The sequence below is a fragment of the Streptomyces sp. NPDC104371 genome (assembly GCF_055583785.1).
Genome location: NZ_JBVJNF010000008.1, coordinates 1 through 13,971, shown reverse-complemented (window position 1 = coordinate 13,971; position 13,971 = coordinate 1). Strand labels below are relative to the sequence as shown.

The following is a 13,971-nucleotide window of genomic DNA, read 5'->3' as shown; positions in this document are numbered from 1 at the left end:
AGCCTCATCACCCACGTACACGTACGAGTATCCGCCCCCACCACCCTGAGCTGCCACCGTCGTCGGCCGTCATCCGCCCGGCCCGCCGCCGCGGCGATGTGGCGCTACGCTGAAAGCAGGGCCCATGGGCCGCAGCGGCGCTGGATCCCGCCGCGACCGCCCGCCACGGGTGGTCGATCCGCCGACCTGGCCGATGGTTCCTCTCTCGCACCAGCACAGAGAGGGGCTCAGCCATGACGCTGCGCATCACCCGTCTGCATGCCACCGAGATCCTCGACTCCCGCGCCCGCCCCACCCTCGCGGTCACCTTGACCACGCCCGAAGGCGCCACGTTCCGTGCCGGTGTTCCGGCCGGGGCGTCCACCGGGACCCAGGAAGCGGTCGAGGTACGCGACGGCGACGCGCGGCGGTTCGCCGGGCAGGGTGTGCGGCAGGCCGTCGCCCATGTCAACGGCGAGATCGCCCAAGCGGTGGTGGGCCGTCCCTTCGACACGGCCGCCGACATCGACCGCGAACTGATCGCCGTGGACGGCACCCCCACCAAGTCCCGCCTCGGCGCCAATGCCGTCGTCGGCGTCTCGCTGGCCGCCGCCCGCGCCGAGGCCGCCGCCCGAGGCAGCGACCTGTGGCGCTACCTCGCCGACCTCGCCGGGACCCCGGCCCGTCTTCCGGTGCCCCACTTCAACGTCGTCAACGGCGGCGTCCACGCCCCCAACTCCCTTGACTTCCAGGAGTTCATGCTCGCCCCGCTCGGCGCCCCGAGCCTGCCGGAGGCCGTCCGCGCGGGAGCCGAGGTCTACACCCGGCTCAAAGGCCGCCTCGCCGCCGCCGGTTACGCGACAGGGCTCGGCGACGAGGGCGGCTTCGCCCCCGCCCTCGATCAACCGGCCGACGTACTACGGCTGTTGGTCGACGCGATCGAAGACGCCGGGTACACGCCGGGGCCGGACGGCATCGCGATCGCCCTGGACCCGGCCGCCAGTGAGTTCCGCAAGTCCGACGGTCACTACGCCGTCGCCGGGAAGGAGTTGACGAGCGATCAACTCATCGACTTCTACGAGGAGATCATCGAGCGGTTCCCGGTCTGGAGCATCGAGGACGGGCTGGCCGAGGACGACTGGGACGGCTGGGTACGCCTCACCAGGCGGCTCGGCGACCGCGTCCAGTTGATGGGCGACGACATCTTCGTCACCGACCCGGCGATCATCACGGAGGCGATCGGCAAGAACGTCGGCAACTCCTCGCTGATCAAGGTCAATCAGATCGGCACGGTCACCGAGACCCTGGAGGCGATGCGGATCTGCCGGGAGGTCGGGTACACCCAGATGGTCTCGCACCGCTCCGGGGAGACCGACGACGCCTTCATCGCCGACCTCGCCGTCGGCACCGGCTGCGGACAGCTCAAGTCCGGGGCGCCCGCGCGCGGCGAGAGGGTCGCCAAGTACAACCGGTTGCTCGACATCACCGACACCTCGCCCCGGCCGCTGCCCTACGGTCTCGCCGCCCACTGACTCCGGGGCTCGCGGCAGCGGCGGGTGGTGCGGGCTGCGGCTTGGAGCGGGCTTCGCCTCGCCTGGACCGTACGGCACGACTCTGGCGGCGGCAGACGGCCGCGCCGACGCGGTGCGGCCCCGGACGAGGAGGCGGCATGCGGCAGGAGTACGAGGAGTTGGCGGCGCGCTGGCTGATGGTGCCGACCGGACTGGAGATAGACCTGGCCCCGTCGTGCGGGTCCGGCACGTGCGCGACCGCCGAGCGCGGCGACGAAGAACCGGGGCACGGGCTCTGGTACGCGGGTGAGGAGCGCGCTGCGGCGCGCGCGGGCGTATGCCGCCACTGCGGTGCGCCATGGCCGGCCGCCGCGCCGCTTCAGCGCTCCCCCGAGTGCGTCGGCCGGTGTGCCGCCGGGACGGGCCGAGCGCCGGACGCGGTGGCGCCCGCCCCTTAGCGGCGCTCGGGCACGCTCCGGGCACCCGCGTGCCCGTACACCCGTGACCCACGCGCCCGTACCCCCGTACGCCCCACCTTCCGCTCCCTGCGCACACACCCTGTGTGGCCTGCGTGTTTCACGGGCCTTGGTCCCGCCTTGGACGCCCGATCCGAGCCTGCTTGCGAGGCAATCGAGCGAGGTGGGATGGGATGCAGACCAGACTGCACATACGCACCACTGACCGTGAGCCGCCCTACCTGGCGCCCAAGGCGTCGCGGCAGAGCGTGCTGGAGGAACTGAGCCCGGTGCTCTTCGAGTCCCTGCCGCGCAGCGACCAGCGGCGCAGGGGTGTGGAGTACGTGCAAGGCCTGCTCGGCGTCGAAGGGCGCAAGTCGATACGGAACATCTCCTCCCTGTTCGGCGGGGAGGCGGCCGAGCAGAGCCTGCACCACTTCATCAGCGGCTCCACCTGGGACTGGGGCCCGGTGCGGCGCGCGTTGGCCCGCCATCTTGAGGAGATCTTCCCCGCCCGTGCGTATGTGCTGCGGCCGATGGTGATTCCCAAGGCCGGTGCCAGCTCGGTGGGTGTCGACCGCCGCTTCTCCCCCACCCACGGCCAGGTGATGAACGCTCAGCAGGCCGTGGGTGTGTGGGCGGTGTCGGAGGAGCACAGCACGCCCATCAACTGGCGTCTGCATCTGTCCGAGACCTGGCTGGACGACGAGAGCAGGCGTCGGCAGGCGGCCATCCCGAAGAGCGCGCTGCCCGAGTCCCTCGACGAGTGCGCCGTGGCGGCCTTCCTCGGCATCACGCGGGGCTGGGGACTGCCGGTGCGACCGGCCGTGATGGACGCCCGTGAGCTGGATGTGCCGGGCACCGTGCGCCGGTTGCGGACCGCGGGCGCGCCGATGCTGTTACGGGTCAGTGCCAACCTGCGGCTGCTGGCCATCGATCCGGGGCTGCCCCGCAGTGTCGCCGACACGGAGATGACGGCGCACCAGTTGATGCTGATGGCCCGTCCGCTGCGCCAGCCCGTCATCCAGCGGCGGCCCGGCCCCGGCGGCGGCGCGGTGCACTCGGGCCTGACCGCGGCTGTCCGGGTGCGGCTGGCCAAGCGCTCGTCGTCCCGGCCCGGCGCCTGCCGTGATCTGGTGCTGCTCGGTGTCGGGCACAGCGGTGGCCGCTGGCCCGCCGAGCTGTGGCTCACCGACATCACCGATCTGCAACCCGCCCAGGTGCTGCGGCTGAGCCGGATGACCCAGCAGGTGGAGCGGGCCTTCACGGAGATCGCCGAGCGCGTGGGCATACGGGACTTCTCCGGTCGTTCCTTCAACGGCTGGCACCGGCACACCACTCTCGCCTCGGCGGCCCACGCGGTCGCGGTGCTGTCCGGGACGACCGAGCAGGTGCCGGGTCCCGAGCAGGTGCCGGTCGCGGAGCCGGCGCACGTTCCGGTGCCGGTGCCGGTGACCCACTCCTCCGTATGAGCGGGGCAGGTGATGAGGGTCTGCGTGTGCGGGGGTGACGCAGGCGGACGCCGGACAACAGCAGGACCAGGAGCACGACCAGGGCCAGGACCTCAGCACTCGTCCGAGGCGCGGCCCTTCCGAGGCCCGACGTAGCGCGGGCGCAGTGTACGGGCGGAAAGGAGACCTGTCAGCCCGCTTCCCCTCTGCTCCGTCAGCTTCGTGGGCCGCCCGGCCCACGAGCTGACAGAACCGCCCCGGTAGCTGACGGATTGCCGGGGCAGTCTTTGGCGACCCGTGAACCCTCGGCACACGATCGGCTGACCAGCCCGTCATCGTGCCGAGGAGTTCACCATGACCAGCCAGCCGCAGGCCGCCGACGGGCGGCCGGGCCTGTCCGCCGTCGCCACCAGCCCGCCTCGCCCCCGTAGGTCCGGTTCCCGGGTCGTGGTACGTACGTCGGGCGGGCTGGTGGCGGGCGAACGCGCGGGCCGTGTCACCGTCTTCCGCGGTGTGCCCTACGCCCGGCCGCCGGTGGGCGCGCTGCGCTTCGCGTCCCCCAGGCCGCCGGTGCCCTGGCGCGGGATACGCGAGGCACGGCGCTTCACCCCGGTCTCCTTCCAGGCCGTGATCCCCAACAGGCCGGTGCCGCCCAGCAGTGAGGACTCGCTGTACGCCAATGTCTGGACGCCCGGTACCGGGGGCGGCAGGCCCGTGCTGGTGTACATCCACGGCGGCGGCTGGCAGGCCGGCGCGGGCAGCATGCCCACCTACGACGGGGCGCGCCCGGCCGAGCGGGGCGACTTGGTCGTCGTCACCTTCAACTACCGCCTCGGCGGCCTCGGTTTCGGTCTGCACGAGGACCTCGCCGACCCGGAGACCGGGCACTTCGCCAACTGGGGCCTCCAGGACCAGGAGGCGCTGCTGCGCTGGGTGCATGCCAACGCAGCGGCGTTCGGCGGGGATCCCGGGAACATCACCGTGTGCGGTACGTCCGCGGGCGGTGCCACCGCCTGGCAACTGGCCCTGCTGCCCGGCCTGCGCGGGCTGATCCGCCGTATCGTCTGCATCAGCCCCAGCCATGTCGCCCCGCCCGCGACCGCGTTGACACCGGAGGACTCCCGGACGGTCTACGAGGCGGTCGCGCGCCGCCTGGGCACCAGTGTCGCCGGGCTGCGCGAGGTACCGGCGGGCGCGTTCACCGAGGCGTGGGAAGAGGTGTTCGCGCCGGAGCCCGGCAAGCGGCTTGTGCCCAGCGGCCGTTGGTACCGCGGCCCGGTCCCGGACGGGCGCACCATGCCCGACCTCGACCATCTGCTGCCGACCCCCGAGGTGCCGGTGCTGTCGGTGAACACCCGCACCGAGGGCTCCTTCTACACCGGTCCCAGCTCCCCACAGCCGCAGCCCGCGCCCCGTGACGACGGCGAGTTGAGGCAGGCCGTACGCGACGTACTGGACCTGGGCCGCCCGGCCGCCGACGACGCTCTCGCCGCTGCCTGTGTCACCGCCTACCGCGCCGCGGCCCAAGAAGCCGGTCTGCCCGGCGACCCGTTCGCGCTGTGGACCGAGATCTGGGGCGACGCGTACTTCCGGCACCAGATCGTACGGTTCGCCGAACGCCATGTCCGGTCGGGCAACACCCCGTTGTACGCGATGGAGTTCGCCCACCCGGCCCGGCCGCCCCACTTCGGCACCCCGCACGAGGCGACGTCACCGTTCCTGTTCGGCACCCACCGGCTGCCGCAGTTCGCCGCCGTGTTCGGCGACGGGCCCGTGGAGCGGCGGCTGTCCGACCTCTTCATCGACACGGTGGCCGCCTTCGCCCGTACGTCCGTGCCGCAGACCGCCGACACGGTGGGCTGGCCCCCGTTCACACCCGACGCGCCGAGCACGCTCGTGCTGGGCGGTCCCGGTATCGCCCAGGTCGAACGGACTCCGAAAGCGGCGCAGTTGGGGTTCTGGGACTCGGTGGGCTGGACGCCGCAGGTGTAGGACCACAACCTGTCCGCCGTCCTCCGCGCCGTCTCTCCCCGGCCAAATCCCTTGGCTCAGAGCCCACTTGCCGCCTTGCCCCCCTTGCCCCTGCCCACTTGCTCCCCTGCCGCCCGGCCGTACCGCCCGTGCGCCGCGCAGCCACCGTCTGTGTCTGGAGACACCCCCGTGGACGAATCCCTGCTCAACTCCCTGGTCGACATCGAACTGAAGCCCGCCGCCCAGCAGCCCGAGTGGGCCGATCCGGACCAGTTGCGCCGCGTCCGTTCGGACCTGGCCGCCCGGCCCTCGCTGGTGCGCACCGACGACGTACGCACCCTGCGCCGCCACCTGGCGCGGGTGGCGGCCGGGGAGGCGCTGGTGGTGCAGGCCGGGGACTGCGCGGAGAACCCCGACGAGTGCACCGCCGGGCATGTCGCGCGCAAGGCGGCCGTACTCGACCTGCTCGCCGGGGCGTTGCGGCTGATCACCGGCAAGCCCGTGCTGCGCGTAGGCCGTATCGCCGGACAGTTCAGCAAGCCCCGCTCCCGTCCCACCGAGGACATCGGCGGCGCCGAACTGCCCGTCTACCGCGGCCACATGGTCAACGAACCCGATCCCACCCCCGAGGGCCGCCGCGCCGACCCGCTGCGTCTGCTCATCGGGTACATGGCGGCCGACGAGGTCATGCGTCACCTCGGCTGGCATCGGCCCGCGCACCCCCAGCGCATCGACCCGGTGGTGTGGACCAGCCACGAGGCGCTGCTGCTCGACTACGAGATGCCGCTGCTGCGGCACGAGGCCGACGGAATGCTGCTGTCCTCCACCCACTGGCCGTGGGTCGGGGAGCGCACCCGGCAGGCTGACGGCGCGCACGTCGGCCTGCTGGCCGGTGTGGTCAACCCGGTGTCCTGCAAGGTCGGTCCCGGCACCACGCGCAACGATCTGCTGGAGCTGTGCCGCCGACTGGACCCGCGACGCGAGCCGGGACGGCTCACTCTCATCGCGCGCATGGGCGCCGACGTGGTGGCCGAGGCCCTGCCGCCGCTGGTCGAGGCCGTCCGCGCGGCCGGGCACCCGGCCATCTGGCTCACCGACCCGCTGCACGCCAACACGGTCACCACCCCTGGTGGCTTCAAGACCCGCTATGTGGAGGCCGCCGAGCGGGAGGTCGCCGCGTTCTACCACGCGGTCGTCCGCCATGGCGGCGTCGCCGGCGGCCTGCATCTGGAGACCACGCCGGACTCGGTCATGGAGTGCGTCTCCGACGCGCGCATGGCCCACCTGGTCGGTGACTCCTACGAGACCTTCTGCGACCCCCGGCTCAACGTCGGCCAGGCCATCTCCGTGGTGTCGGCCTGGCAAGCGTGAGCCGGGATGCGTATGACTCCCTGCCTGCACGACATGTGAAGGAGACGCACGACATGGAGAACAGACTGGAGAACCGGCTGGAGAAGAGGTTGGCCCTGGTGACGGGCGCGGCCGGTGGCATCGGCGCCGCCGTGGCCCGCGTCCTGTGCGAACAGGGCATCACGGTGGCCGCTGTCGACCGCGACCCCGACCGGCTCGGCGAGACGACCGCGAAACTCGAGGCGGACACACTGCCGGTGGTGGGGTTCGCGGCGGATGTGTCGGACAGTGCGGCGGTGGAGGCGCTGGTCGGTGAGGTGGAGCGGTGTCTGGGTCCGATCGACTATCTGGTCAATGCGGCTGGTGTGCTGCGGTTGGGGGAGGTGAGCAGTTTCAGTGATGACGACTGGAACAGTACGTTCGCGGTGAACACCACGGGTGTGTTCCATCTGTCGCGTGCTGTGGTGGGGCGTATGGTGCCGCGGCGGTGTGGTGCGGTGGTGACGGTGGCGTCCAATGCTGCTGCGACGCCGCGTTCGGGGATGGCGGCGTACGCGGCGTCGAAGGCGGCGGCGGAGATGTTCACCAAGAGTCTGGGTCTTGAGGTGGCCCGGCATGGGATCCGCTGCAACATTGTCGCCCCTGGTTCCACGGACACGCCGATGCTCAGCTCGATGTGGCACGACGAGTCCGGCCCGCGTGCCACTCTCACCGGCAACCTCGACGCGTTCCGTGTCGGTATCCCCTTGGGCAAACTCGCCCAGCCGGCCGACGTGGCCAACGCGGTCGCCTTCCTCCTCTCCGACCAGGCCTCACACATCACCCTCCACACCCTGACCGTCGACGGCGGCGCCGCACTCGGCGCGTGAGCACCCGTTGAGCACTGCGCCCTCAAGGGGCGCTGCCCTTCCGCACGCGGAGCACTGCCCTCCGTATGTATCGATGTGAAAGGACATCCCACCACCATGGCTGGTCCCGGTCTGCCGCCCATCGAGTCGTACCCCTTGCCCACGTCGCCGGAGCTCCCGGCGAACACCGCACCGTGGATCCCCGACCCCGCGCGCGCGGTACTGCTGATCCATGACATGCAGCGCTACTTCCTCAAGCCGTTCCCCGAGCCGCTGCGCAGCCAACTCGTGCAGAACGCGGTCGTGTTGCGCGAGCGCTGTGCCGAACTCGGCGTTCCCGTCGCCTATACCGCCCAGCCCGGCGGCATGAGTGCCCACCAGCGGGGCCTGTTGAAGGACTTCTGGGGTCCCGGCATGCGGCCGGCCCCCGCCGACCGAGCCGTGGTCGACGCCCTCGCCCCGCGTGACGGGGACTGGCTGGTGACCAAGTGGCGCTACAGCGCGTTCCATCACACCGACCTGCTCACCCGGATGCGATTCCACCAGCGTGACCAGTTGATCGTGTGCGGGATCTACGCCCACGTCGGCGTGATGATCACGGCCGTGGAGGCGTTCAGCCACGACATCGAGACGTTCATGATCGCCGACGCCGTCGCCGACTTCACCCCGGACCATCACCGCATGGCTCTCGAGTACGCCGCCGCGCGCTGCGCGGTCGTCACCACCGCCAAGGAGGTCTTCGCATGACCGGTACCCGGCCGCCGCACACGGGCAGTCTGCTCGACGAGATCCTCGGCCCCACCCCTCCCCCGTTCGCCCTGCTGCACCGCCCCGAGGCGGCGGGCACCGGTGTGCTCGACATCTTGGTGGGCGAGGTGTCGTACCCCGACACGTTGGAGGCCATCGCGCTACCGGAACCGTCCGAAGCCACCGGGGCGCCACGGCACGAAGTGCTCGCCCTGGTGCCGTACCGGCAGATCGCCGAGCGCGGCTTCCACGGCCACGACGACGGCACTCCCCTGGTGGCGATGAGCGTGACCGGCCAGGAGACCGCCGATGTGGCCATGGTGCTCCAGCGGCTGCCCGACGAGCCCCTCCGCACCTCGGGCGCCCGGTTCGACGTGGACGACGACGCCTACGCCGAGACCGTACGACGCATCATCACCGACGAGATCGGTACCGGTGAGGGCGCGAACTTCGTCATCAAGCGGACCTTCACCATCGACATCACCGACTACACCCCGCGCACCGCGCTGACCTTCTTCAAACGGCTCCTGGAACGCGAGAAGGGCGCGTACTGGACGTTCCTGGTGCACACCGGCGAGCGCACCCTGGTCGGCGCCACCCCCGAGCGGCACATCAGTGTGCACGGCGGCACCGCCGTGATGAACCCGATCAGCGGCACCTACCGCTACCCGGCCTCCGGTCCCACCCTGCCGGAGGTGATGGACTTCCTCGCCGACCGCAAGGAGGCCGACGAGCTGTACATGGTGGTGGACGAGGAGCTGAAGATGATGGCCCGGATCTGCCCCGGCGGCGGCCGGGTACGGGGCCCCTTCCTCAAGGAGATGGCGCGCCTGGCCCACACCGAGTACTTCATCGAGGGTCACACCACCAGCGATCCGCGCCGCATCCTGCACGAGACACTCTTCGCACCGACCGTCACCGGATCTCCGCTGGAGAGCGCCTGCCGGGTCATCGAACGGTACGAGGAGCAGGGCCGCGGCTACTACAGCGGAGTCCTCGCCCTGATGGGCCGTGACGCAGCGGGCGGGGCGTTCCTGGACTCGGCGATCTGCATCCGCACCGCGGACATCGACGCCGGCGGGCGGGTGCGCATCGGGGTCGGAGCCACCTTGGTGCGTCACTCCGACCCGCTGTCGGAGGTGGCCGAGACACGCGCCAAGGCCGCCGGGTTGCTGGCCGCGCTGGAGGGCGAGGGGCCGATCCGGTTCGCCGCCCACCCTGAGGTACGGCAGGCGCTGGAGCGACGCAACGACACCATCGCCGGGTTCTGGCTGGCCGACAGCCCACCACACATGCCGCACACCGAACGATCCTCCCTCCTGTCCGACCGCCGCGTGCTCGTGGTGGACGCCGAGGACACCTTCACGTCGATGATCGGACACCAACTCCGGTCTCTGGGCCTGGAGGTGACGGTACGACGCTTCGATGAACCGTACGACCTCGACGGCCACGACCTGGTGGTGATGGGCCCCGGCCCCGGTGACCCACGCGACCTGAGTCACCCCAAGATCGCCCACCTGGACGGAGCCATCGACAGTCTCCTCTCAACACGCCGACCGTTCCTGGCGATCTGCCTCAGCCATCAGGTACTCAGCCGCCGACTCGGCCTCGACCTGGTCCGCAGGACCGTACCCAACCAGGGCGTCCAACGGGACATCGACCTCTTCGGCCGACGCGAACGCGTTGGCTTCTACAACACGTTCGCGGCCTCGTGCGCCGAGGACAAGACGGAGGCGGCGGGCATCGGCGTCATCGAGGTCGCCCGCGACCCCGACGACGACGAGGTGCACGCCCTGCGCGGAACCCACTTCGCGTCGATGCAGTTCCACCCCGAGTCCGTGCTCACGCAGAACGGGGTGGGCATCACCGGCAACCTGGTACGCGACCTACTGACCGCGGTCCCCCTGACCCGGGCCGCCTGATCTGTTACGGCGACGGCCGACCGCCATGTGACGTACTCCCGGGCGACCTGACGGGTTCGACGGTCGGCCTTTGCCCCGGGTTGGACGGGGTGGGGACTATCTGTTTGCGCGTATAGGTCGGTTCTGATGAGGGAGGGTGACTCGGTGATCAGCACGGGTGTGGTGGGGTCTGGTCGTGTTCCTGGTCGTGGCCCTGGTGTCGGTGGGGTCGCGGTGTTGGGCACGGGGTCGTGTCTTCCGTCTCATGTGGTAGGGAACGAGGAGGTGGGTGCGGCTGCGGGTGTGTCGGCTGAGTGGATTCACCGGAAGACGGGGATCGGCGCGCGACGTCGGGCGAAGGCGGACGAGGCGACGTCGGATCTGGCGGTGGCCGCGGGGCGTGCGGCGTTGGAGGCTGCGGGAATCGCCCCGGCTCAGTTGTCGTTGATTGTGGTGGCGACGTCGACGCCGGACCAGCCGCAGCCGCCGACGGCGTGTGTGGTCGCTGACTTGCTGGGTGCGGGTCACGGTGTTGCGGCCTTTGATGTGAATGCGGTGTGCAGTGGTTTCGTGTTCGCGTTGATCGCTGCCGAGCGTGTGCTTGCCGGCTCGGATGGTTCCTATGCGCTGGTCATCGGTGCGGATGTGTATTCGCGGATTCTGGACCCTGCCGACCGTCGGACGGCGATTCTGTTCGGGGACGGTGCGGGTGCGGTGGTCTTGGGTCCGAGCCGTTCCGGGCGCGGGTTGCTGGCCGGGCGGCTGGCGGGATTTGGCGCTGAGCGGGATCTGATCGAGGTTCCTGCCGGTGGGAGTCGTCTGCCGGCGAGCGAGCGCACACTCGCGGAGGGTCTGCACTTCTTCGCGATGAACGGTCGCGGGGTGCGTGAGTTCGTGGATACCACGGTGACACCGGCGATTGATGCGTTCGTCGGTGATGCCGGTTTCGGCATGGGAGACGTGGATCACTTCGTGCCGCATCAGGCGAACGGTCGGATGCTGGAGGATCTGTCGGCTCGGCTGGGTGTTCCGGCTGAACGTATGTGTGTGACGTATGAGGACTTCGGTAATACGGGGGCCGCTTCGATTCCTGTGACGCTCGATCATGCCGCCCGTTCGGGGCGGTTGGCGGATGGGGATCTTGTTCTGCTGGCTGGTTTCGGTGGTGGCATGGCGATGGGTCTGTCGCTGTTGCGTTGGCAGTGTCTGTGAGTGTTCCTGTGTGGGTGTTCGTTCTGTGTTCGTTCGTGGTGTTGTCCGGAGAGGGGTGTTGGTTGTGGTGAAGGTTCTGGCGGATGGGTTGGTGGAGGACTATCTGGCGCGGATCGGTGCGGTGCGGCCGGGGTGTGCGGATGTGGCGGGGTTGCGGCATGTGATGGAGCGTCATCTGTTGTCGGTGCCGTTCGAGAATCTGGGCTATCACCTGGATGAGGAGATCTTCATGGATGAGCGTGTCCTGGAGAAGATCGTGTATGGGAATCGGGGTGGTGGTTGTTTTGAGGTGAATCCGGCGTTGTCGTTCTTGCTGGTGTCGTTGGGGTATGAGGTGGAGATTCTGCCGGGGTGGGTGCATCGTCCTGGTGGGTTGTTGGGTCCGTTCCAGGGGCATCTGGCGTTGCGGGTGAGGGCGGGGGGTGAGGACTGGCTGGTGGATGTGGGTTTCGGGCGTAACAGTCGTTTCCCGTTGCGTCTGGCGTCGCGTGAGGTGCAGGTGGATCCGCATGGTGAGTATCAGTTGCGTGATGTGGGTGAGGGGGTGGTGGATGTGTATCTGGGTGGTAAGCCGTTGTATCGGGTGGCGGACCGTCCGGTGCGGGTCGAGGATTTCGCTCCGACGCTGTGGTGGTACCGCACTTCGCCTGACTCCTCGTTCCTGCAGGGCCTGTTCTGCTCGGTGCGCACGGTGGACGGGCTGGTCACGTTGAAGGGCAACAGGCAGGTGAGCATGGTCGCGGGTGAGGAGCGTTCGCGGCGGGTGCTGGAGAGTGAGGCGGAGGCGTTCGCGGCGTACAAGGAGTATTTCGGTATCAGTCTGGAGCGGTTGCCCCGGGAGCCTGCGGGGGGCGTCACTGCGGGTGTGCGGACGGAATGACCACGATGAGCGAGAACACCACAGCCACGGTGGCTGATTTCGATGTTCTGGTGGTCGGTGCGGGACCGACCGGGCTGCTGACCGCTGTCGAACTGCTGCGCCGCGGTATACGGGTGCGTGTCATCGACCGGGCCGAACAGCCGTCGACCACGCCTAAAGCACTGTCGGTGTGGCCTCGGGCTCTGGACATCCTGGAGGATGCGGGGCTCGCTGAAGGCATCCGGCGTGAGTCCGTCCACATCAGTCGGCTGAGTTACTTCTCGGAGCGTAAGGCGCTGGCTTCGTTCGCGTTGGACGAGGACACTGCGTGCCGGGTGTTGCCGCAGCATGTGACCGAGCGGCTGCTGGCCGAGCGTCTTGCTGAGCTGGGTGGCAAGGTGGAGCGTGAAGTGCGCCTCCTGGCTCTGGAAGACGTGGACTTCTCCGGGAATCTCGAGGCCAGTGATGGTGTCACGGCTGTCGTTGAGCATGGTGACGGCCGTATCGAACGTGTGCGGGCGCCGTTTGTGGTGGGTGCTGATGGTGCGGGCAGTGCGGTGCGCGGGCAGCTCGGTATCGGTTTCCAGGGCAGCACCTACGAGATGGCGTTCGCACTCGTCGATGCGCGGATCGAGGGTGAACTGCCTGGGGATGAGTGTTTGTTCTATCAGGCGCCGAGTGGGGCGTTGGTGGTGGTGCCGATGCCTGGGGGTGTGTACCGGTTCTTGTCGGTGATGCCTCAGGGCCGGCATGAGGTGTCGCTGGAGATGATGCGGGAGATCCTGGAGGACCGCGGTCCGCGTGGGGTGCGGTTGACGGAGGCGGTGTGGCAGGCCGTGTTCCGTGTCCATGCGCGTCGTGCTACTGATTTCCGGGTGGGGCGGGTGTTCCTTGCCGGGGATGCCGCGCATGTGCACAGTCCGGCGGGTGGTCAGGGGATGAACAACGGTCTGCAGGACGCCCAGAACCTGGGCTGGAAACTCGCCGCCGTCATCCAAGGCACCTCCCCTGCCTCGCTGTTGGAGAGTTACGGGGTGGAGCGTTCGGAAGCGACCCGGCAGATCCTGCGGGACACCGATCTGCAGACCCGTGCCTGGGTGGCCGACAGTCCGGCCAAGGTCCGTGCCCGCGACATGACCTTCAAACTCCTCGACCGCACCGGCATCGTCTCCCGCTTCTACACTCCCGTCATGGCGGGGCGCCGCCTCGCCTATCCGCCCGTGCGTGACACCCAGCGGCCCTCCGGGACAGCCCTGTGCCGGATACGGGGCCGGGTTCCGGGTGGGTTGAAGGACGGTGCGGTCTTCCCACGCCGGTATGCGCTCGCGCACGGCGTCAGTGGCCCCGGTGTGGATCCGGGTGCGTGGACGCTGGTGTTGGCGTCGTCGTCGCAGGCCTGGCGGGCGGAGGCCGGTCATGTCGCGGCCCGCTATGGACGGCAGTTGCGCACGGTCGTGCTGCGGCGGCGTGAAGCCGCTGTTGCGGCGGGTTGCGGGCGTGGTGGGTTCTGGCTGGTCCGGCCGGACGGGCATGTCGCCGCGCACGGTCACGAGGGCGATCTCAACCACCTGGAAGCCGAGCTGAAAGCGGTCCTGAACAGCCAGGACAGTGTGGGTCGGCGGGGAGTTGACGGATAACTGGGTGGGCTCTTCTGGTGGACATCGTTGATGCGTAATGTCCAGGTCAT

The 13,971-nt window shown here is 69.6% G+C and carries 11 protein-coding genes; all 11 read left to right on the top strand.

The genetic code is table 11. The features are described 5' to 3' along the window. Positions 1-233: 233 nt before the first annotated feature. Positions 234-1,511 carry a phosphopyruvate hydratase gene (gene eno, locus ACZ60T_RS23940; protein WP_469667721.1) on the top strand — a complete coding sequence of 426 codons (1,278 nt, stop codon included), beginning with the start codon at positions 234-236 and terminating at the stop codon, positions 1,509-1,511. Positions 1,512-1,648: 137 nt separating this feature from the next. Next, complete coding sequence (locus ACZ60T_RS23935; protein ID WP_469667720.1) at positions 1,649-1,948, top strand: hypothetical protein; 300 nt, start codon at positions 1,649-1,651, stop codon at positions 1,946-1,948. Positions 1,949-2,139: 191 nt separating this feature from the next. Further along, positions 2,140-3,417 carry an IS701 family transposase gene (locus tag ACZ60T_RS23930; protein ID WP_469667719.1) on the top strand — a complete coding sequence of 426 codons (1,278 nt, stop codon included), beginning with the start codon at positions 2,140-2,142 and terminating at the stop codon, positions 3,415-3,417. 333 nt (positions 3,418-3,750) lie between these two features. Beyond that, positions 3,751-5,388, top strand: a complete 1,638-nt coding sequence (locus tag ACZ60T_RS23925; RefSeq protein WP_469667718.1) for a carboxylesterase/lipase family protein — start codon at positions 3,751-3,753, stop codon at positions 5,386-5,388. Between the two features lie 168 nt (positions 5,389-5,556). Next, positions 5,557-6,738, top strand: a complete 1,182-nt coding sequence (locus ACZ60T_RS23920) for a 3-deoxy-7-phosphoheptulonate synthase (RefSeq protein WP_469667717.1) — start codon at positions 5,557-5,559, stop codon at positions 6,736-6,738. Positions 6,739-6,815: 77 nt separating this feature from the next. Beyond that, positions 6,816-7,586 carry a 2,3-dihydro-2,3-dihydroxybenzoate dehydrogenase gene (locus tag ACZ60T_RS23915; RefSeq protein WP_469667954.1) on the top strand — a complete coding sequence of 257 codons (771 nt, stop codon included), beginning with the start codon at positions 6,816-6,818 and terminating at the stop codon, positions 7,584-7,586. Between the two features lie 96 nt (positions 7,587-7,682). After that, on the top strand, positions 7,683-8,312 hold the full coding sequence (locus ACZ60T_RS23910; protein ID WP_365625200.1) for an isochorismatase family protein: 630 nt from the start codon (positions 7,683-7,685) through the stop codon (positions 8,310-8,312). Then, positions 8,309-10,234 carry an anthranilate synthase family protein gene (locus tag ACZ60T_RS23905; protein WP_469667716.1) on the top strand — a complete coding sequence of 642 codons (1,926 nt, stop codon included), beginning with the start codon at positions 8,309-8,311 and terminating at the stop codon, positions 10,232-10,234. Before ACZ60T_RS23910 ends, ACZ60T_RS23905 begins: the two co-directional genes overlap by 4 nt. A gap of 126 nt (positions 10,235-10,360) precedes the next feature. Next, positions 10,361-11,425: a 3-oxoacyl-ACP synthase III family protein gene (locus ACZ60T_RS23900; RefSeq protein WP_469667715.1), complete on the top strand. Its 1,065-nt coding sequence runs from the start codon at positions 10,361-10,363 to the stop codon at positions 11,423-11,425. A gap of 64 nt (positions 11,426-11,489) precedes the next feature. Next, positions 11,490-12,305 (top strand): arylamine N-acetyltransferase family protein, encoded by an 816-nt coding sequence (locus ACZ60T_RS23895; RefSeq protein WP_469667714.1) that lies wholly within the window; start codon positions 11,490-11,492, stop codon positions 12,303-12,305. A gap of 5 nt (positions 12,306-12,310) precedes the next feature. Beyond that, a complete protein-coding gene (locus tag ACZ60T_RS23890) occupies positions 12,311-13,921 on the top strand; it encodes an FAD-dependent oxidoreductase (protein ID WP_469667712.1) in 1,611 nt (536 codons plus the stop codon). Positions 13,922-13,971 lie beyond the last annotated feature (50 nt).

Excerpts from the sequence above, each read along its gene's own strand:
- ACZ60T_RS23900 (WP_469667715.1), top strand. The coding sequence starts at position 10,361 with ATGAGGGAGGGTGACTCGGTGATCAGCACGGGTGTGGTGGGGTCTGGT.
- ACZ60T_RS23935 (WP_469667720.1), top strand. The coding sequence starts at position 1,649 with ATGCGGCAGGAGTACGAGGAGTTGGCGGCGCGCTGGCTGATGGTGCCG.
- ACZ60T_RS23930 (WP_469667719.1), top strand. The coding sequence starts at position 2,140 with ATGCAGACCAGACTGCACATACGCACCACTGACCGTGAGCCGCCCTAC.
- ACZ60T_RS23910 (WP_365625200.1), top strand. The coding sequence starts at position 7,683 with ATGGCTGGTCCCGGTCTGCCGCCCATCGAGTCGTACCCCTTGCCCACG.
- eno (WP_469667721.1), top strand. The coding sequence starts at position 234 with ATGACGCTGCGCATCACCCGTCTGCATGCCACCGAGATCCTCGACTCC.
- ACZ60T_RS23925 (WP_469667718.1), top strand. The coding sequence starts at position 3,751 with ATGACCAGCCAGCCGCAGGCCGCCGACGGGCGGCCGGGCCTGTCCGCC.
- ACZ60T_RS23890 (WP_469667712.1), top strand. The coding sequence starts at position 12,311 with ATGAGCGAGAACACCACAGCCACGGTGGCTGATTTCGATGTTCTGGTG.
- ACZ60T_RS23905 (WP_469667716.1), top strand. The coding sequence starts at position 8,309 with ATGACCGGTACCCGGCCGCCGCACACGGGCAGTCTGCTCGACGAGATC.